Here is a 17,369-nt window from a genome sequence, read left to right as displayed (position 1 = left end):
AAACAATTCTTTGATATATCTTAATGTTATAATTTAATTTAGATAATTTAATTTTATATATGTATCTAGTTTAAAATTAAAGAAACAGTAAAATTTTTAGGATTTTTTATGATATTGCTGTCCCCCCATGTAATATAAGGGGTGAATGTTTTTTATTTTTAATTTTTTCCTAAAATTTCGTTTATTATATATTTATCACTATCATCAAAGAGTCTTAATAGATAAACAACTGCAAAATAAATTATTATACCAACAGGGATTGCAACCCACATATTTAAGTTTAACATGTAAAGTGCAATTCCTAAAATGCCTGATCCAATAATGATTTTAATTAAATCAGAATATAATTTCTTGTTAGGTCTGTGTCCAAGTTTATAAATTGCATATGCTTGCATAATAACGATTAAGACATCACTTAAGACAGTAGTAATGGCTGCCCCATTATATGATAAATATGGAATCATAAAGAAGTTTAAGACTATATTGAATACTGCAGCAATTGCATAAATTTTAGTTACTGTTACCTCTTTATGGGATGCATTTAAAAGTGTGTTTGCTGCGCCACTGATAAATAATAAACATACTGTCCAAATTAAAATGGATAAAACGGATGAAGCAGCATCATATTTATTTCCATAAATCAAATTTATAATATCGGTTGAGTAAAATACAGTTCCAACAGCGAGTGGAATAATTATAAGCATTAAATATTTTATTGATTTTTCAAAGCTTATTAAAAGCATTGATTCATCGTTTTTAAAGAACTTACTCATAACTGGGAAAATTACTGCTATATAAACTGAGTAAAATAAGTTCAAAACTGCGATTAATTTATATGTTGCATTGTAAATTCCTGTAGCATAACTTCCCACCATGTTTGTTAGCATTACTACATCTATAGAGTAATATATTGTGTATAATAAACCTGTGATTGCAAATGGTATTGAAATTAATGTAATACTTTTACAAAATGTTCTATCTAATTCAAATTTTGGTTTTACAATGTGTTTATTTAGAACATAATATTCATATAATAATGCAACAAAATTTGCAATAATATATGAAATAGCAATTCCAATAAGCCCTAAATCACCAAATATTGAGATTAAAATAAATATTAATGTTAATAGAGTTACTATGGTATTTCCAATTCCTTGATATTTTCCTTCTTCAAATGCTTGAAAAGATCCATTTAGTAGACCAATGTATGATTTAATAATCATTTCAATTGTAAAAAGCAAGGTAACAGTTATAACAAGTTCATCAGATTTCATTAAAATTAATATTACTAATGTCAATATCATACATCCAATTGAAAAAATACTTTTCAAAGGAATTGCATTTCCAAGATATTTTGGAGCAGAGTCATAATCTGTCGAGATATGTCGGACAACCTGAGTGTTGATTCCTAAATCTACTGTGATTGCTAAAATCCCAGTAAATGAAGTAGCAAATCCAAAAATACCATAATTACTAACTCCCAAGTATCTTGCCATCAAAATTGTCCAAATAAAACCACAAATACTTGCAATAATTTGTGAAATTAGCAACCAACTCATATTTTTGAATATTGTTTGTACTTGACTCATGTAATCCTCTTTTAAAAATAGTATCAATTTTAATATTTATTTTTATTTTATATAATGGTTTCATAGTCATTCTTAAATCTAAAGATTTTTAGGGAAACAGTTATTTAATTAATTCCATTATCATTATACTATTATTTTTGAGCATGTTTTGATTTTCGTATGGTTTTTAACATAATTTATGAACAAAAATCTGATAAATTATCAAAAACTTAAATCTAAATTTTTAAGAATTCTTTCTAATAGAAAAAAATAAATTATTCATAAGACAAATATAAAATAAATAATGATATAAAAGGTGTATTATGTATTATTTAACAATGATTATTCCAGTGTTTAATAGTGATGATTGTATAAGCGATGCAATCAATTCAGTTATTAATCAAACAATTGGTTTTGAAAATATTGAGTTAATTGTTGTTGATGATTGTTCTACTGACAATACTAGAGACGTAATAAACGATTATGAAAAAAGATATCCTAATGTTAAAGGAATTTTTTTAGATAAAAATAATGGCGGTGCAGGCATTCCTAGGAACATTGGAATAAAAAACGCTTCTTCTAAATATTTAATGTTTATGGATGCTGATGATGAATATGAAAAAGATGCTTGTGAAGTATTCTACAATAAAATTGTTGAAACAAATGCTGATTTTGTATATTCTAATTGGACATGGGTAGCAGGCGATAAAACTTCAAAAACGTCTCATCAATGTTTAAGTGAAACACAGGAATTTACTTTTGAAAATGGGGAGAATATTAAAGAATATTATAAATATTATAGGGGCGGTATGTGTGCTGCCATATATAATAAAGAATTTGTTATAAGTAACGATATTAAATGTCATAAAGAACTTGGTGAAGATGGTTATTTTTCATTAAACTCATTTTTTCATGCTAAAAAAGTTGTTTTTTTAGATTATTTTGGATATTATAATAAATTACGTGAAAGTGATGAAAAACCATCAATCACTAATGTTAGAGATGAAAAAATGTTTTGGTCAAGAGTGAGATCAATACATTTATTTAATGATTTATTAGAGGAGTATGGTGCGCATAATAAACAATTTCTATTAAAAAGAGAAATTAAGGTCATCTTATATCAGGTTTATATGATTAGGCCGGGTGTAACTAATAAAAAAAGAAAAGAATTTTTTAAAGTAATTAATAATTTAGAAAAAGAGTTTAATATAAATAAGTTTAATAATTTTATTTTCGATTTTTTAAATTATTTTGTTATTAATGAACATTACACTGTTGCTATATTAATGTCAAGAACTTTAGGATATATGTTTAGTAAACCTAAAATCCGTAAAATTTTACGAAAAATTAATATGTGAACTCTTAAATTTTTATTTTTTGAAGTTTACCTTTAATTGTTTTTCACATGGAATTAGTTAAAAAGTGAATAGTAGGAGCGAACAAAATTAACTTTTAAGTTAGTGTGCAACATCACTATTTAGATAGTTAATTGTTCTTTCAAATCCTTCTTTAATAGAATATTTAGGATTCCATCCCAGTTCATCTCTAATTTTTTCTGAGGTTATTAAACAAAATTTAAAAGTTTTATAATCGTATCCTTCTTTTTCTTCTTCAATATCAAACACTAATTTTGATTTTTTTTCGGGACATAAAGTTATAAGTGTCTCAGCTAATTCTTTAATTGAAATTTCATTTTTGTTATTTACAGCATTATAAACAATGTCTTTACTTTCTAGAATGATTTTAAACATTGCACTTATGGCATCACTGATATAAGTATAGGTTCTTAGTGAAGATCCATCACTAAGCAATACAATATCTTCGTTATTGAGTAGCATTTTTAGAAATTCCGTGTGAACCATTCCTCCGTTAATGTTCATTCCGGGACCGAATGTTTGCCCTAGTCTTACAATTTTTGTATCTAGTCCATATTCCTCATTGAATCCTAAACACATATTTTCAGCAGCTTTCTTACTTTCAGCATATGAATTTCTAGGTATTAATTGATTAATTAGTCCAATATCATCTTCTTTAAAATATTTTTGATTTGAAATATTTTGACCATAAACTTCACGTGAGGATATGAATAAAAATTTTTTTGTTTTATGTTCTTTTGCAAATGTTAATGCATTTGCTGTTCCCACAGTATTTGCAAGATTTGTTTCTACAGGTTTTTCTCTCATAAGGGGTGGGCTTGCAGGACTTGCTGCATGAATTATATAATCTACATCTCCATCATATTTTATTGGTTTAAGGATATCTTGAACAATTGGATTGATATACTCTTTATTAACTATTTCCTTGTTTAACCTATTCAAATTTCGAATCAGTGGGATTATTTTGATATTAGCTCCATATTCTTCATTTAATTTTATTAAGGTGTTTAGAAAGTAACTTCCAATTAATCCAGAAGCTCCAGTAATCATAACTGTTTGGTTATATAATTTTCTTAATCCATTATTTTCTTCAATGATTTGATTTAAATCTTCATCAATTATTTTATTAAATATCATTTTCCCACAGCATTTTTAGTTATTTAAGAATTAGAATTCCATATCCTTTAATAATAATTCAGCTATTTTTAAATCAGCATCTGTTGTTATTTTAAAATTCAAATTACTTCCCTTAATCATTTTAATTGGAACATCATAGAATAAGCATATATCTGATGTTCCAGTAATTTTTCTCTTTTGTTCTTCATTAAGACCATAAAGCATTTTTATAAATTTTTTTAAGTTAAATGCATCTGGGGATTGTCCACAAAAGAGTGTACTTCTAACTGGAATATTGTCTACAGTATCCCCATCTTCAGATTGGAATATTGTATCATTAACGGGGCTAGATGTAGCGCAAGTGCCATATTTTTTAGCACATTTAATGCTATTTAGGATTATTTCATCGCTTACAAATGGCCTAACACCATCTTGAACAACAACTATATCGTCATCTGAGATGTTATTCTCCTCAATTTGTTTAATAGCATTACAAATAGAATCGATACGTTCTTTTCCACCTTCAACTAATTTAATTTGTTCATAATCATCAATATGTTTTTTTAAAAGTTGAATCATTAAATCTTTGTAACTATCATCTACAGTAAGGTAAATATGATCAAAACAATTCACATCTATAAATTTTTTAATGGTATACATGATTATGGGGATTCCATTTATTTCATAATATTGCTTTGGAATTGTTAGATTCTTGATTCTTGTTCCAAATCCTGCTGCCAAAATTATAACATAATTCATAAAATCACACATTAATTTGCAATTATTTGTTTCTTAAATCTATATTTAAAATTATTTAAATATTATTAATAACATATGAATTCACTATTCAAAAGACTTTTTATCTTTTCTTTATCATTTATTAATTTAAGTTATAAATTAAGTTTAATATTTTCCAAAATCAATTTTTTCAGGGGCTGGACGGAATCTTTTTTCTTCTGGAGGTAATTCCATATAATCATTATAGAGTCTTGTTAATATTTTATCATAATCGTTTGGAATATTAACTTCAATGTCTTCAAATTTTGCTTTTTTTGGAGGTAAAAAATCTTTTGATTCATAAATTGGCATGAAGTGCATTGATGGAAAATCGCAATATTCGTTGCATTCAATATTTTCATATTTTCTATATGTTTTTATGCATCTTTTTTTAAGTGTCATGGAAGAAATGGGGATAATTTTTAAGATATAATGAGCTATTTGTTGTATAATCTCTTTTATTTTAGATTCATTTTTATATTTAATTATTGAATAAATAACCATTTGGTTAAGTGTAAATGAGATCCATCTGTGAATGAATCGTTTAATTTTATTTTCTGGGATATTATCCATAATAAAAATATCAATATAAATATTTGGAGTATAATCTACTTGGTCCCCCCACCAATCTATAAAAGCAGTACCTTTAAGTATAAATTGAGGCCAAGTATGATGATAATTTTTTTCATTTAAAACATTAAAAATCCCATATTTATCATTTTTTTTGTTTTGCATTATGTTATCTAATCTTTCGAAGTCTCTTCTATACATTATAACATCAATGTCATCATCCCAAGGAATAAATCCACCATGTCTGACCGCTCCTAATAAAGAACCTCCAATTAAAAAGTACATTATTTTGTTTTCTTCACATATTTTAACAAAGTCTTTTAACATCATTATTTGAACTTTTTGTAAATGTTTAAGCGTTTCATCATCATATCTTTTTGATTTGAACATGAAATTTCTCCATCTATTAAATTTATAGTTTACAAGCTATTTTTCTTGTTTAAATTTTTTATCATAGTTATTTAAATTATTTAAATTATTAATATATAAATAATTGGAACTGTCAACATGATGGATATTATTGATTTTCATCTAAGAATAACAAATATTGAATTAAAAAATTGCAGAAATGAATAAGATAACTATTTATTTTAGAAGATTGTGATAATAATTTTTTTGAATTTTATTTAATTTCATGATAATTTATTTAAATTATTTCAGAGATATATTATAATAATTATTTAATTTGTGAGTTGTTATTATGTCTAGATTATATGGAAATAATGAAGATATTAGTCCTAATAAAGTAAAAGATTTTTTCAATGATAGGGCTAATCGTGATTTGGAAAGTGAATTTTCAATTGTTTTGTTTCAAGATAAAGAAAATTCCGCACAAAGGCACGAAGAAGAAAAAAAGTTATTTTATGAACATATTGACTCTTCTGGTAAAAAAATTTTAGAAATTGGATGTGGAGTTGGCCGTTGGGTTGAAGCATTACATGACAAATGTGAATCATATTTAGGTTTAGATTTTTCAGAAGAACTTTTAAAAATAGCTGAAGAATCTTATGATTATGAAAATTGTAAATTTCAATTAATGTCTGCTACCGATATTAAAGTAGATGAGCTAGTTATTCAACCGCCATTTGATATAGTTATCTTCAGCGGATTTTTAATGTATATTAATGATTCTGATTTGGAAATTATCATGGATGAAGTGAACTCTGTTTGTGGAGAGGATAAAAAAGTTTTTGCAATGGAGCCGATTTCTTGCATGGAATCAAGATTAACTCTTAAAGATTTTTATTCCGAAGGTTTAGAAGCGGATTATAATGCTATTTATCGTACTGAACAAGAATATCGAGAAATATTTAATAAATTAAATTGTGATAATATCTTTTCAGATTACCTTTTTGATGATTTAAGTGACCATACTGAAACTAAATACATGTTTTTTGTAATTGAATAGGGTTAAAGGAGATTTTTACATGTTAAATTTTGCATTAGGTCCAGTTATGAGCAGTGATTTAATTCTTAATATAGGAGCTCAACAAACTCCTTATTTTAGAACACCTGAATTTTCTAAAATTAATCTGGAAAATGAACAATTGATGAAAGAATTAGTTTTTGCTGATGAAGATGCGAGAGCTATTTTTTTAACAGGATCTGGGACTTCAGGTATGGAATCCACTGTGATGAATGTCTTCAATGAAAATGATAAGGTTTTAATTGTAAATGGTGGTGGATTTGGCCAAAGATTTGTTGATTTATGCGAACTCCACAATATACCTTGTGATGACATTAAAGTTGATTTTGGATCTTGCCTTACAAAAGAGATGTTATATGAATATGATAATGAGGATTACACTGCTTTTATAGTTAATATTTGTGAGACAAGTTCTGGTGTTCATTATGATATTGACATGATAAGTGATTTCTGTGAGAAGAACAATCTTTTATTAGTAGTTGATGCAGTTAGTTCTTTTTTAGCAGATTATATCAATATGGTTGACCATAAGGTTGATGTGATTATAACTGGTTCTCAAAAAGCTCTTGCATGCCCTCCAGGTATTGCAATTATAGTTCTATCACCTAAAGCAATTGAAAGAGTTAATAATAATACTTGTAAATCAATGTATTTTGATTTTGAAGACATGTTGATTAATGGTGTAAGGGGTCAAACACCATACACTCCTGCAATTACAATTATATTACAACTTAATGCCAGATTAAAACAGATTAAAGATGATGGTGGATCAGAAGCAGAAATAAAAAGAATATCTGATTTAGCTTGTGATTTTAGAACAAAAATAGAACAATTTCCATTTGAAGTTAGATGTAAATGTTTATCAAATGCAGTCACTACCGTTCATTCAAAGGAAATTCTTGATGTTAATCTTGTTGAAATATTAAAAAATGAATATGATATTTGGGTTAGTACCGCACGTGATGACCTTTCAAAAGATATGATATTTAGAGTAGGTCATATGGGCGATTTAACAAGTGAAGACAATGATAAACTAATCGATGCACTTAAAGATATACAAAAAAGAGGCTTATTTTAATGATTAAAGTAATTACTTATGGGACTTATGATTTATTCCATTATGGTCATCAAAGACTCTTAGAACGAGCAAAGGATTTAGGAGATTATCTTATTGTAGGTGTTACTGCAGATGATTTTGATAAACAAAGAGGGAAAATTAATGTTCACCAGTCCTTGATGGAAAGAATAGAATCTGTACGTGCAACTGGCCTGGCTGACGAGATAATTATTGAAGAATACGAAGGTCAGAAAATTGATGATATAAAAAGGTTTGATGTAGATATTTTTACAGTAGGCTCTGATTGGGTTGGTCATTTCGATTATCTAAAAGAATATTGTGATGTGGTTTATTTACCAAGGACTGAAGGTGTTTCAAGTTCAGATATCCGATCTCAAAAAAGAAACATTAGTTTGGGTTTAGTTGGAGATGGAACAGTATTAAAAAAATTTTATGACGAGTCAAAATATGTTAATGGGATTGAAGTAACTGAAATTTGTATTTATAACGATGAAGAGAAGAAATGTTATGAAAATGAAGATGTGAGTATAATTGATGATTATGATAGATTATTAGGAAATGTTGATGCAGTTTTTATTGTTTCACATCCTTCAATGCATTATCAGCATATTAAAAAAGCTTTGGTAAATGATGTCCATGTTCTCTGTGAATCTCCAATTACACTGGATGAAAATCAATTTTCAGAACTTCTGGGTTTATCTCAGAAAAATAATTTAATTTTAATGGAATCAATTAAAACTGCTTATTCTACCGCTTATGATAGGTTATTATTATTAATTAAAGGTGGAAATATTGGTGATGTTTATTCTGTTGATTCAACTTGTACTAGTATAAGACAATTTAATGAAAATTCTTGGAATAGTATTTCTGCATGGGGTCCAGTTGCGTTATTACCAGTATTTCAGATTCTTGGGACAGATTATGATGAAAAACATATAAATTCATTACTTTTAGAAGGAAAAGATAATTTTGATTTGTTTACTAAAATTGATTTTAAATATAAAAATGCTGTTGCATCTATTAAAGTGGGGAATAGTGTTAAATCAGAAGGTGAGTTGATAATTTCTGGAAGTGAAGGATATGCCTATGTGCCAGCACCATGGTGGAAAACTGATTATTTTGAGTTAAGATATGAAAATCAGGAGGAAAATAAGAAATATTTCTATCAGTTAGATGGTGAAGGTATCAGATATGAGCTTGTGGCTTTTGCAAAATCCATTGAACTTGGAAAATTAATTGGTTATGTATCTCCAGAGGTGTCAAAGGCCATCTGTAAAATAATGGAAGATTTTGAAAATAAAGAATTAAATATCATTAAAAAATATTGATTTGGTGATTTAATGGAAGCTCATGATGATGAAACACTCCAACATATCAAAGATGTAACCCTTTTAATTTTAAAAGATTTTAAGGAAATTTGCGAAGAAAATAACTTAAAATATTATTTATGGTTTGGAACAGAGATTGGAGCTGTCAGACATCAAGGTTTTATTCCATGGGATGATGATATTGATATTGTAATGTTTAGAGAAGATTATGAAAAATTCTTAAAAATAATGGAAGAAAAAAACTGTGAAAAATACACGGTTTTAGATTCTAGATATAATGAAGAATATTTCTTCCAATTTGGTAGATTGTCTTTAAATGGGACTCATTGGGTTGAATTCTGGGATAAATTTGTATCATTTGATTTGGGCATGCATATAGATTTATTCATTCTCGATAAACTTCCTAATAATAATATCAAAAGATTTTTCTTCATGCGTATATGTTTAATATTATGTAAATTTTATGCAATTTCCACAATCAAATTTGATGAAGGATCTAAGATTGTTCAGTTGATTGTCAATACATTGCATCCAATCTTTAATGTTATTGGTTTAACACCGAGTTATTTCCAAAAAAAATTGCCTAAATTATTCAGGAAATATGAAAATAAAGATTGTAAATATTATGCGGATTTAACATTGAATTACTTATCTTATTTCAAATTATCTGATTTTGAACCTTCTAAAGTAGTTCAATTTGAAGATATTCAAGCAACAATTCCGAATAATCAAGATGCTACATTGGGCCAGATATATGGAGATTATATGACTTTACCTCCAGAAGAAGATCGCTTTTGGCATAATTTACATGATATTGATTTTGGTGAGTATTAGAAAATATTCTATTTTACAATCATTATAGTATAGTGCAATTTTATTTTAGTGAAGAGGAATATAATATTGTTTTTTAAAATGAAATTTTTAAAACTTTTTTTTTAATTAATATTTCATATTTTCTAAAAAGTAACATTTTTAATATTTAAAGTACAAAAATCTCTACTATAATTTATAGGAAAATTGAAATTATGGCAGATAAAAACGAATGGGGCAGTAACCTTTCATTTATTTTAGCAATGATTGGTTCTGCAGTTGGTCTTGGAAACATTTGGAGATATCCATATGTGCTTTATTCTAACGGTGGGGGAGCATTCTACATCCCTTATATTGTTGCAATTCTCTTAATGGGAATGCCTTTCCTGATTTTGGAGTATGGTGTTGGATATAATTTCAAATCTTCTTTTGCAAAGGCAATCAGAAAGATCAATTCCAAATGCGAATATTTGGGATGGTTTTTACCGGTTGCAGTATTTATGATTATGATTTATTACTCAGCTATTCTCGGTTGGGATGGAATCTATATGCTTTTGAGTTTCACTAAAGGTTGGGGAGCAGATCCGAACACTTTCTTTGCGACTACTCTTTTGCAATCTTCCGAATCTTATATGGGATTGCTCAATTTCATTCCTCTCATTGCTGTTGCAATGCTTGTCGGTTGGGTCATTATTTGGTTTATTTCTCACAGGGACCTTGAAGAGGGTTTAGGAAAAGTATCAAAACTCCTGGTTCCTCTGCTTTTTATCATCATGGTTGTCATTGTTGGATTTTCAATTACATTGCCTGGTGCTTCAATAGGTTTGGCGGAGCTATTCAACCCCGATTGGTCACTTTTAGGCCATTTTGAAATATGGATGGCTGCTTTTGGTCAAATCGTATTTTCCCTAAGTTTGGGAATGTCAATCGCATTTACCTATGCAAGCTACACCAAGGACGATGCCGATTTGATTACAAATACCATTTCAATTGCGCTTGCAAATTCATTGTTTGAAAACTTCGCGGCATTAGGAGTGTTCTCCATTTTAGGTTACATGTCATTGCAATCAGGAACTGCAGTATCCGAACTGGTAACTCAGGGAACAGGTCTGGTATTTGTTGCTTATCCTACTGTGTTTAATGTATTGGGCCAATGGGCCGTCGTTTTAGGACCATTATTCTTCCTGACAGTCTATCTTGCAGGCCTTACAAGTATATTATCTACTGTTGAACCGTTGTCCTTTTCAATTCAAAATAAGTTCGGTCTTTCAAGGTCAAAAACAATGACAATATTGTGTGCTGTCGGTGCAGCCATTTCAATGATTTATGCAACATCATTCGGAGGGTCACTGCTTGGTTTTGTGGATACATTCATCAACCAGATTGCATTGTTGTTCGGTGTTATTGTTGAGTGTATTGTTTTTGCCTGGATATTTAAAGCCGAAAAATTGGTCAATTTCTTGAACAGTAAAAGCAAAACCATTAAACTTGGTAAATGGTGGCTTATTATCGTAAAATATGTTTTACCAATCGTTGTAACTATCATATGGATTGGCGGAATGATTGATGTTTTCAATAATGGGACTATGGATCAATTGAACTTCACAATTGTCTCTGCAATTCTTTTATTGGTGGCTTCTTTGATATTCACTATTCTTCCGGCTAAAAATCCAGATTGGGATAAAACTGAGGATAGGATATGAGTGTTATAGTTTAATCTATAACATTTTCTTCTTTTTGATAATTGCTTTGATATATAAAAAGTTAATTAATTTATTAAGTTAAACTTTTGTTATCATTTCTTTCTTTTGGCTCTAAATTGATGGTTATTACATTGTCTGAGTCTTCATCAATTGTTTCATTACTATTTTTTGTAATCTTCTCATTAGATTCTGCTTCAGTATAGTAAACGCCAATGATTAAACCCAAAACAGCTAGTGAAAATATTAAGATAATCATGATGTTTTTCATTTCCATAAATATAATATTAATTTAGGGCATATATAAACGTAATAGAAAAGTATTTTAAGGGCCATATTCATAAGTTTAATGAAAGTTTAGAGAGGTGAAATATGAAAAACTCTATTAAAATTTTGTTAGGAGTAATCGTGGCATTATTAATTGTTGGCGGTGCTTTTGCATTAAATTCAATGAATAATGGTCCGGACATACAAAAAGACAATAGTTCAACAGATGTTGGTAGAGGTGATAATATGACATCTTCAAATAATGCAAACGCTTCACTAGATAATGATAGTGATATTGTAAGCGAGGAAATTAAATTTAACGCACAAAACGGCGAAGGATACTACCGTGAAGTAACTTACAGAGACGGGGGATTTCGCCAATTTGATGTGGAAACCGGTGAGCTTATCGGTTCTTCATACAGTTCCGACCAAAGCAAACTTCCGAGCTTGGAATGATTTAAAATGATTTTAAAGGACATATTGGATCATTTTGAAATCACCGAATCATTTCCCGATTATCTTTTGGAACAATCCTTCAATAAAGTGTTTTTAGATGGGGATTTTTCAAAGGAAGGAAATAACTATAAAATTGTAGCTAAAACAAGAAAGAAAGTCACTCATATAATGGTTCTAAAACCTGATGATGAATTTCCATTAACTGTCATATCCGAACTTCCTAACGGATTGTTAAATGGGATGAAATTCGGTTTAAATGAAGGTGATGTGACTTATATCAGTGAATTGTAGCTACATTCTTTTTTTTATTTTTAAGTATTTTTATATAATATTAAAAACTAAAATTATATTATAATAATTTAATTTTGTTGATATCATGGACAAAAAAGAGTTAATTAATTGCGGTAAAGTAAAAAGCGTATATAATTCTACAAATGATGATGAGGTCATTATTGAGTTTAGAGATGATATGACTGCTGGTGACGGTGAACGTAAAGAAGTAATGAACAACAAGGGGGCATATAATGCAATTATCTCTTCTAAAATCTTTAAGGTATTGGAAGAAAACGGCATTGAAACCCAATTCATCGATTTGCCAGAACCTAATGTCATGATTGCAAAGAAACTTGAAATGATTCCTATTGAAGTCATTGTCAGAAACATTGCTACAGGAAGTTTAATCCGTAAATATCCTATTGCAGATGGTAAAAGATTAAACCCGCCTATTGTCCAAATGGACTATAAGGATGATGAGTACCATGACCCTATGCTTAATGATTCCATAATCAAAGCTTTAGGAATTGCTACACAGGAAGAAATCGACATCCTAACTGAAAAGGCATTGAAAATCAATGAGGTTCTAACAGCTTTCCTGAAAGATGCTGGCATTATTTTAGTTGATTTTAAAGTCGAATTCGGTAAGGATAAAGACGGTAACATCCTTTTAGGTGATGAAATTTCTCCTGATGGATGCAGATTATGGGACAGTCAAACTTTAGACATGTTGGATAAAGAATTATTTAGAAAAGGAAAAGACAGCGAAGTTATGGATGCTTATATAGAAGTTTATAATAGAATTATTCCTGATGATGAAAAGGTGATTTAGATGTTATTCGATATTGAAGTGAAAATATCTTTAAAAAGTGGTATGTTAAACCCTGAAGCTACTACAATTGAAAGGTCTCTTGAATTGCTTGGTTATGATGTAAATAATGTTAAAACTGTTGAAATCATCAAATTCCAAATGGAAGGCGAAGACCGTGAAGCAATAAGGGAAAATGTAGTTGACATGTGTGAAAGATTACTTTGTAATCCGGTTATTCATGATTATAAGATTAATGTTATTCCACAGAATATGGCTTGTGGCAAATAGGTGTAAAAATGAAAATTGGAGTAATAAGATTTCCGGGAACCAATTGTGACAGGGATGTTGCACAGGCTATTGAATTGGCCGGTCTTACACCTGAGTATATTTGGTGGAGTGAGGAAAAATTAACAGATTATGATGGTATTGTTATTCCTGGAGGTTTTTCATACGGGGATTACTTAAGAGCAGGTGCAATGGCATCCATCACCCCTGTAATCGATGGAATCAAAGAATTGGTAAAAGAGGAAAAACCTGTTTTAGGAATCTGTAACGGCGCTCAAATTTTAGGAGAAATTGGTCTCGTTCCAGGAATTTTCATAACAAATGAAAATCCTAAATTCAATTGTGAGTGGGTTGACTTGAAAGTTTCAACCAATAGGACTCCTTTTACAAAAGCATTCAATAATAATCAGACCATTGCTCTTCCTATTGCTCATGCTGAAGGCAGATTTTATACAGAAAATATTGATTTGTTGAAGGATCAGGATCAAATTGTATTGCAGTTCGAAGGCAAAAACCCTAACGGGTCCATGGAAGCTATTACAAGCGTATGTGACGAATCAGGGCTTGTATGTGCCATGATGCCTCACCCTGAAAGGGCTTGTGAAAAGATTTTCGGTTCTGATGATGGTTTAAATTTCTTTAAAGGATTTTTATAGTGATATAATGGTAGTTTATTTGATTGGTGCAGGACCTGGAGATGCTGATTTAATAACTCTTAAAGCTGTAAAAGCTTTAAATAAAGCTGATGTTGTATTATATGATTATTTGGCTAATGAAGAAATATTGGCTCATGCTCCTGATACTGCAGAAAGAATATATGTCGGTAAAAAAGCAGGAGAACATTACAAGACCCAAGATGAGATAAATGAGTTGATTATCCAACAGGCTAAAAAACATGAAAATGTTGTAAGGCTTAAAGGAGGAGACCCATTTGTTTTTGGTCGTGGAGGAGAAGAAATATTGGCTTTAATGGAACATGATATCAAATTTGTAGTTATTCCAGGTGTAACTTCAGCTATTGGAGCACCAACTTCTCTAGGACTACCTGTAACTCACAGAGCGGTTGCAACTTCAGTTACTGTTGTAACAGGTCATGAAGACCCAACAAAAGAGGAAAGTCAAGTTCATTGGGATTATACAGCTGATACTTTAGTAATTTTAATGGGAATAGGAAATATTAAAGAAAACACAGCTGAAATTATGAAATATCGTTCAAAAGACACTCCCGTTTGTGCAATTGAAAGTGGTACATTGCCTGATGAGAATATTGTATTCGGAACTTTGGAAGATATTTCAGATAAAAAAATCAACACTCCTGCAATTTTGATTATTGGAGATGTTGTAAAACTTTATAAGGATATTTATGAGTATCAAAGGTGATTAGATGTGTGGAATTGTTGGTTGTATTTTGAAGGATGAAGAAGATGTAGCGCCAATCCTTTTTGACTGTATTTCAAAGCTGGAATATAGGGGCTATGACTCAATTGGATTAGCTACTTTTTTCGATGGTAAAATCCATATTAAAAAGGATAAGGGAAAAATTGAAGAAGTGGATAAGAAATTAAATCTCACTGATATGCCTGGAAACTTTGGTATAGCACATGTTCGCTGGGCAACACATGGAGACCCGTCCAAATTAAATTCACACCCTCATGTTGATGAAGACAAAACCGTTGCAGTCGTTCACAACGGTATTATCGAAAATTATTTGGAAATTAAGGAAAAACTGATTCTTGAAGGTCATGTCTTCAAATCTGACACTGACACTGAAGTCATCCCCCATTTGATTAAGAAATTCATGGATGAAAAGTTTGATTTGGAGCATGCCGTTAGAAAAACAATTGAAGTGATTGAAGGAGCATATGCGATTGCAGCAATTTCCATAAATGAACCTGATAAAATTGTTGCAACACGTAAGGATTCCCCGCTGATTGTTGGAATTGGGGAAAAAGGATATTATCTCGCTTCAGATTCACCGGCTATCTTGAAATATGCCCGTGATATAATATATCCGGAAAGAGGTGAAATCGTCATCATAGACAGGGACGGTGTTGTTGTTCATGATGAATTCGATAATGTGGTCAACAAAGAAATTGACACAATCAACTGGACTCCTGAAATGGCTGAAAAAGAAGGCTATGATCATTTCATGATTAAGGAGATTAATGAACAGGCAATTGCCGTTAGGAACACTCTAACTCAAAAGGATAACATTCAAAACATCATTGACGATGTTGGTGACATTCAAAGGATATGCTTTGTAGCTTGCGGAACATCATATCATGCATCATTAACAGGCAAATATCTTATTGAATCCCTTGCAGGAGTTCCTACTGATGTGATTTTGGCTTCAGAATTCAAATATTCAGCAAATACCTTAAATGATAATACTTTAGTTATTTTCATTTCTCAATCAGGTGAAACAGCAGATTCACTTAAGGCATTGGATGTTGCAAATCAGACATCAAAAACTTTAGGTATTGTAAATGTGGCAGGTTCTTCCATTACCAGAAGGGCCCAATATGTAATTCAAACTCAGGCAGGTCCTGAAATTGGAGTTGCGGCAACAAAGACCTATGTGGCCCAGTTAACATCAATCTATCTGTTTGCGGCATTGCTTGCTAAAAACAATGAACTGCTTAAGGAGCTTGACAAGGTGCCTGATTTCATTGATGAGTCTCTTGAAAATGTCGAATTTATTAAAGACATTTCAAAAAGATACAATTACGCACGTGACTTTTTCTATTTGGGAAGAGGCTATTCATACCCGACAGCACTTGAAGGTGCATTGAAACTTAAGGAAATCACTTATATTCATGGTGAAGGTTATGCTGCCGGTGAATTGAAACACGGTCCTTTAGCTTTAATTGATGAAGGAATCCCTGTTGTTGTTATCATTCCACCGGGAGACAATTATAGAAAGACCATGAGTAATTTAGAGGAAGTAAAATCCCGTGGAGCTAATGTGCTGGCTATTGGGGCTGATGATGATGAATCCCTCAGGGCAAAATCCAATGATGTTATTGCAATAAATTCAGAAGTCAAAGAAATTATTGCACCGTTGGTATACATCGTACCTTTACAGTTAATCGCATATTACATTACTCTTGAGAAAGGTCACGACCCTGATAAACCTAAAAATTTAGCAAAATGTGTAACTGTTGAATAAGGGTTTTTTTAACCTTATTTAATTTTTTCTTTTTTTAAGTATTATTCCTCAGTTTTTTAAATAAGGATTTGTTTTATCTTATTTTTTCGATTTTAAGCAGTTTAATTTTGTTTTATTTTATTTTGCTGTTTTTTCAATAATATTACTTGAAATGCTTTTTCATCTGTTTTTAAGACTTTTTAATGGTTTTATTGAATTTGAAATTTTTGATTTCAATGGATTTTTTTCTTTTAATAATAATTTCAATTAATTTAACATATTTATTATATTTTTTAACCTATAATTGCTTATTTTTACTTATTTAACATTATTTGAGCTTTTTTTCAAAATAAAAAGCTTTTTATACAAAAAGCTTGATA

General features: G+C 29.9%; 18 protein-coding genes. 13 read left to right on the top strand and 5 right to left on the bottom strand.

Annotated features, from left to right (window positions below; genetic code table 11):
• Positions 1 to 158: 158 nt before the first annotated feature.
• Positions 159 to 1,589, bottom strand: a complete 1,431-nt coding sequence (locus TL18_RS06860) for a flippase (RefSeq protein WP_067043347.1) — start codon at positions 1,587 to 1,589, stop codon at positions 159 to 161.
• Positions 1,590 to 1,891: 302 nt separating this feature from the next.
• On the opposite strand from TL18_RS06860, the gene TL18_RS06855 reads away from it, so the two are divergent.
• A complete protein-coding gene (locus tag TL18_RS06855; protein ID WP_067043344.1) occupies positions 1,892 to 2,926 on the top strand; it encodes a glycosyltransferase family 2 protein in 1,035 nt (344 codons plus the stop codon).
• A 99-nt stretch (positions 2,927 to 3,025) separates the two neighbouring features.
• Here TL18_RS06855 and TL18_RS06850 read toward each other — a convergent pair whose 3' ends face one another.
• The 3 genes from TL18_RS06850 to TL18_RS06840 all read right to left on the bottom strand — a co-directional run bounded on the left by TL18_RS06850 (position 3,026) and on the right by TL18_RS06840 (position 5,797).
• Positions 3,026 to 4,081 carry an NAD(P)-dependent oxidoreductase gene (locus TL18_RS06850; protein ID WP_067043341.1) on the bottom strand — a complete coding sequence of 352 codons (1,056 nt, stop codon included), beginning with the start codon at positions 4,079 to 4,081 and terminating at the stop codon, positions 3,026 to 3,028.
• Between the two features lie 30 nt (positions 4,082 to 4,111).
• Positions 4,112 to 4,819: an IspD/TarI family cytidylyltransferase gene (locus TL18_RS06845; RefSeq protein ID WP_067043338.1), complete on the bottom strand. Its 708-nt coding sequence runs from the start codon at positions 4,817 to 4,819 to the stop codon at positions 4,112 to 4,114.
• A 144-nt stretch (positions 4,820 to 4,963) separates the two neighbouring features.
• On the bottom strand, positions 4,964 to 5,797 hold the full coding sequence (locus tag TL18_RS06840) for a phosphorylcholine transferase LicD (RefSeq protein ID WP_067043335.1): 834 nt from the start codon (positions 5,795 to 5,797) through the stop codon (positions 4,964 to 4,966).
• A 310-nt stretch (positions 5,798 to 6,107) separates the two neighbouring features.
• Between TL18_RS06840 and TL18_RS06835 the strand changes: the two genes are divergently transcribed.
• From TL18_RS06835 to TL18_RS06815, 5 genes are all read left to right on the top strand, one after another.
• The gene (locus TL18_RS06835; RefSeq protein WP_067043331.1) at positions 6,108 to 6,815 is read left to right on the top strand and encodes a class I SAM-dependent methyltransferase; all 708 of its coding nucleotides are present in this window, start codon (positions 6,108 to 6,110) and stop codon (positions 6,813 to 6,815) included.
• A 19-nt stretch (positions 6,816 to 6,834) separates the two neighbouring features.
• Complete coding sequence (locus TL18_RS06830) at positions 6,835 to 7,911, top strand: alanine--glyoxylate aminotransferase family protein (RefSeq protein ID WP_067043328.1); 1,077 nt, start codon at positions 6,835 to 6,837, stop codon at positions 7,909 to 7,911.
• Complete coding sequence (locus TL18_RS06825) at positions 7,911 to 9,239, top strand: adenylyltransferase/cytidyltransferase family protein (protein ID WP_067043325.1); 1,329 nt, start codon at positions 7,911 to 7,913, stop codon at positions 9,237 to 9,239. The genes TL18_RS06830 and TL18_RS06825 overlap by 1 nt, the downstream gene beginning before the upstream one ends.
• Positions 9,240 to 9,251: 12 nt before the next feature.
• Complete coding sequence (locus TL18_RS06820) at positions 9,252 to 10,073, top strand: phosphorylcholine transferase LicD (RefSeq protein WP_067043322.1); 822 nt, start codon at positions 9,252 to 9,254, stop codon at positions 10,071 to 10,073.
• Positions 10,074 to 10,264: 191 nt separating this feature from the next.
• Positions 10,265 to 11,752 carry a sodium-dependent transporter gene (locus TL18_RS06815; protein WP_067043319.1) on the top strand — a complete coding sequence of 496 codons (1,488 nt, stop codon included), beginning with the start codon at positions 10,265 to 10,267 and terminating at the stop codon, positions 11,750 to 11,752.
• 73 nt (positions 11,753 to 11,825) lie between these two features.
• Here TL18_RS06815 and TL18_RS06810 read toward each other — a convergent pair whose 3' ends face one another.
• Complete coding sequence (locus TL18_RS06810; protein WP_156064621.1) at positions 11,826 to 12,026, bottom strand: hypothetical protein; 201 nt, start codon at positions 12,024 to 12,026, stop codon at positions 11,826 to 11,828.
• A gap of 131 nt (positions 12,027 to 12,157) precedes the next feature.
• Between TL18_RS06810 and TL18_RS06805 the strand changes: the two genes are divergently transcribed.
• The 7 genes from TL18_RS06805 (at position 12,158) to glmS (ending at position 17,010) form a co-directional block, all read left to right on the top strand.
• On the top strand, positions 12,158 to 12,472 hold the full coding sequence (locus tag TL18_RS06805) for a flagellar protein, FliL (RefSeq protein WP_231483593.1): 315 nt from the start codon (positions 12,158 to 12,160) through the stop codon (positions 12,470 to 12,472).
• A 6-nt stretch (positions 12,473 to 12,478) separates the two neighbouring features.
• Positions 12,479 to 12,763, top strand: coding sequence for a hypothetical protein (locus TL18_RS06800; RefSeq protein WP_067043310.1), 285 nt, complete (start codon positions 12,479 to 12,481; stop codon positions 12,761 to 12,763).
• Positions 12,764 to 12,848: 85 nt separating this feature from the next.
• On the top strand, positions 12,849 to 13,577 hold the full coding sequence (purC, locus tag TL18_RS06795; RefSeq protein WP_067043306.1) for a phosphoribosylaminoimidazolesuccinocarboxamide synthase: 729 nt from the start codon (positions 12,849 to 12,851) through the stop codon (positions 13,575 to 13,577).
• The gene (purS, locus tag TL18_RS06790; protein ID WP_067043304.1) at positions 13,578 to 13,844 is read left to right on the top strand and encodes a phosphoribosylformylglycinamidine synthase subunit PurS; all 267 of its coding nucleotides are present in this window, start codon (positions 13,578 to 13,580) and stop codon (positions 13,842 to 13,844) included.
• Between the two features lie 8 nt (positions 13,845 to 13,852).
• Positions 13,853 to 14,497 carry a phosphoribosylformylglycinamidine synthase subunit PurQ gene (gene purQ / locus TL18_RS06785; RefSeq protein WP_067043300.1) on the top strand — a complete coding sequence of 215 codons (645 nt, stop codon included), beginning with the start codon at positions 13,853 to 13,855 and terminating at the stop codon, positions 14,495 to 14,497.
• A gap of 7 nt (positions 14,498 to 14,504) precedes the next feature.
• Positions 14,505 to 15,221 carry a uroporphyrinogen-III C-methyltransferase gene (cobA, locus tag TL18_RS06780; RefSeq protein ID WP_067043297.1) on the top strand — a complete coding sequence of 239 codons (717 nt, stop codon included), beginning with the start codon at positions 14,505 to 14,507 and terminating at the stop codon, positions 15,219 to 15,221.
• Between the two features lie 4 nt (positions 15,222 to 15,225).
• Positions 15,226 to 17,010: a glutamine--fructose-6-phosphate transaminase (isomerizing) gene (glmS, locus tag TL18_RS06775; protein WP_067043294.1), complete on the top strand. Its 1,785-nt coding sequence runs from the start codon at positions 15,226 to 15,228 to the stop codon at positions 17,008 to 17,010.
• Positions 17,011 to 17,369: the final 359 nt, after the last annotated feature.

Source organism: Methanobrevibacter sp. YE315 (assembly GCF_001548675.1).
In the GTDB taxonomy this organism is placed as follows: domain Archaea; phylum Methanobacteriota; class Methanobacteria; order Methanobacteriales; family Methanobacteriaceae; genus Methanocatella.
Note: the sequence above shows the minus strand (reverse complement) of the source record. Positions and strands in the feature narration are given on the sequence as shown.

Excerpts from the sequence above, each read along its gene's own strand:
- TL18_RS06860 (WP_067043347.1), bottom strand. The coding sequence starts at position 1,589 with ATGAGTCAAGTACAAACAATATTCAAAAATATGAGTTGGTTGCTAATT.
- TL18_RS06855 (WP_067043344.1), top strand. The coding sequence starts at position 1,892 with ATGTATTATTTAACAATGATTATTCCAGTGTTTAATAGTGATGATTGT.
- TL18_RS06850 (WP_067043341.1), bottom strand. The coding sequence starts at position 4,081 with ATGATATTTAATAAAATAATTGATGAAGATTTAAATCAAATCATTGAA.
- TL18_RS06845 (WP_067043338.1), bottom strand. The coding sequence starts at position 4,819 with ATGAATTATGTTATAATTTTGGCAGCAGGATTTGGAACAAGAATCAAG.
- TL18_RS06840 (WP_067043335.1), bottom strand. The coding sequence starts at position 5,797 with ATGTTCAAATCAAAAAGATATGATGATGAAACGCTTAAACATTTACAA.
- TL18_RS06835 (WP_067043331.1), top strand. The coding sequence starts at position 6,108 with ATGTCTAGATTATATGGAAATAATGAAGATATTAGTCCTAATAAAGTA.
- TL18_RS06830 (WP_067043328.1), top strand. The coding sequence starts at position 6,835 with ATGTTAAATTTTGCATTAGGTCCAGTTATGAGCAGTGATTTAATTCTT.
- TL18_RS06825 (WP_067043325.1), top strand. The coding sequence starts at position 7,911 with ATGATTAAAGTAATTACTTATGGGACTTATGATTTATTCCATTATGGT.
- TL18_RS06820 (WP_067043322.1), top strand. The coding sequence starts at position 9,252 with ATGGAAGCTCATGATGATGAAACACTCCAACATATCAAAGATGTAACC.
- TL18_RS06815 (WP_067043319.1), top strand. The coding sequence starts at position 10,265 with ATGGCAGATAAAAACGAATGGGGCAGTAACCTTTCATTTATTTTAGCA.
- TL18_RS06810 (WP_156064621.1), bottom strand. The coding sequence starts at position 12,026 with ATGGAAATGAAAAACATCATGATTATCTTAATATTTTCACTAGCTGTT.
- TL18_RS06800 (WP_067043310.1), top strand. The coding sequence starts at position 12,479 with ATGATTTTAAAGGACATATTGGATCATTTTGAAATCACCGAATCATTT.
- purC (WP_067043306.1), top strand. The coding sequence starts at position 12,849 with ATGGACAAAAAAGAGTTAATTAATTGCGGTAAAGTAAAAAGCGTATAT.
- purS (WP_067043304.1), top strand. The coding sequence starts at position 13,578 with ATGTTATTCGATATTGAAGTGAAAATATCTTTAAAAAGTGGTATGTTA.
- purQ (WP_067043300.1), top strand. The coding sequence starts at position 13,853 with ATGAAAATTGGAGTAATAAGATTTCCGGGAACCAATTGTGACAGGGAT.
- cobA (WP_067043297.1), top strand. The coding sequence starts at position 14,505 with ATGGTAGTTTATTTGATTGGTGCAGGACCTGGAGATGCTGATTTAATA.
- glmS (WP_067043294.1), top strand. The coding sequence starts at position 15,226 with ATGTGTGGAATTGTTGGTTGTATTTTGAAGGATGAAGAAGATGTAGCG.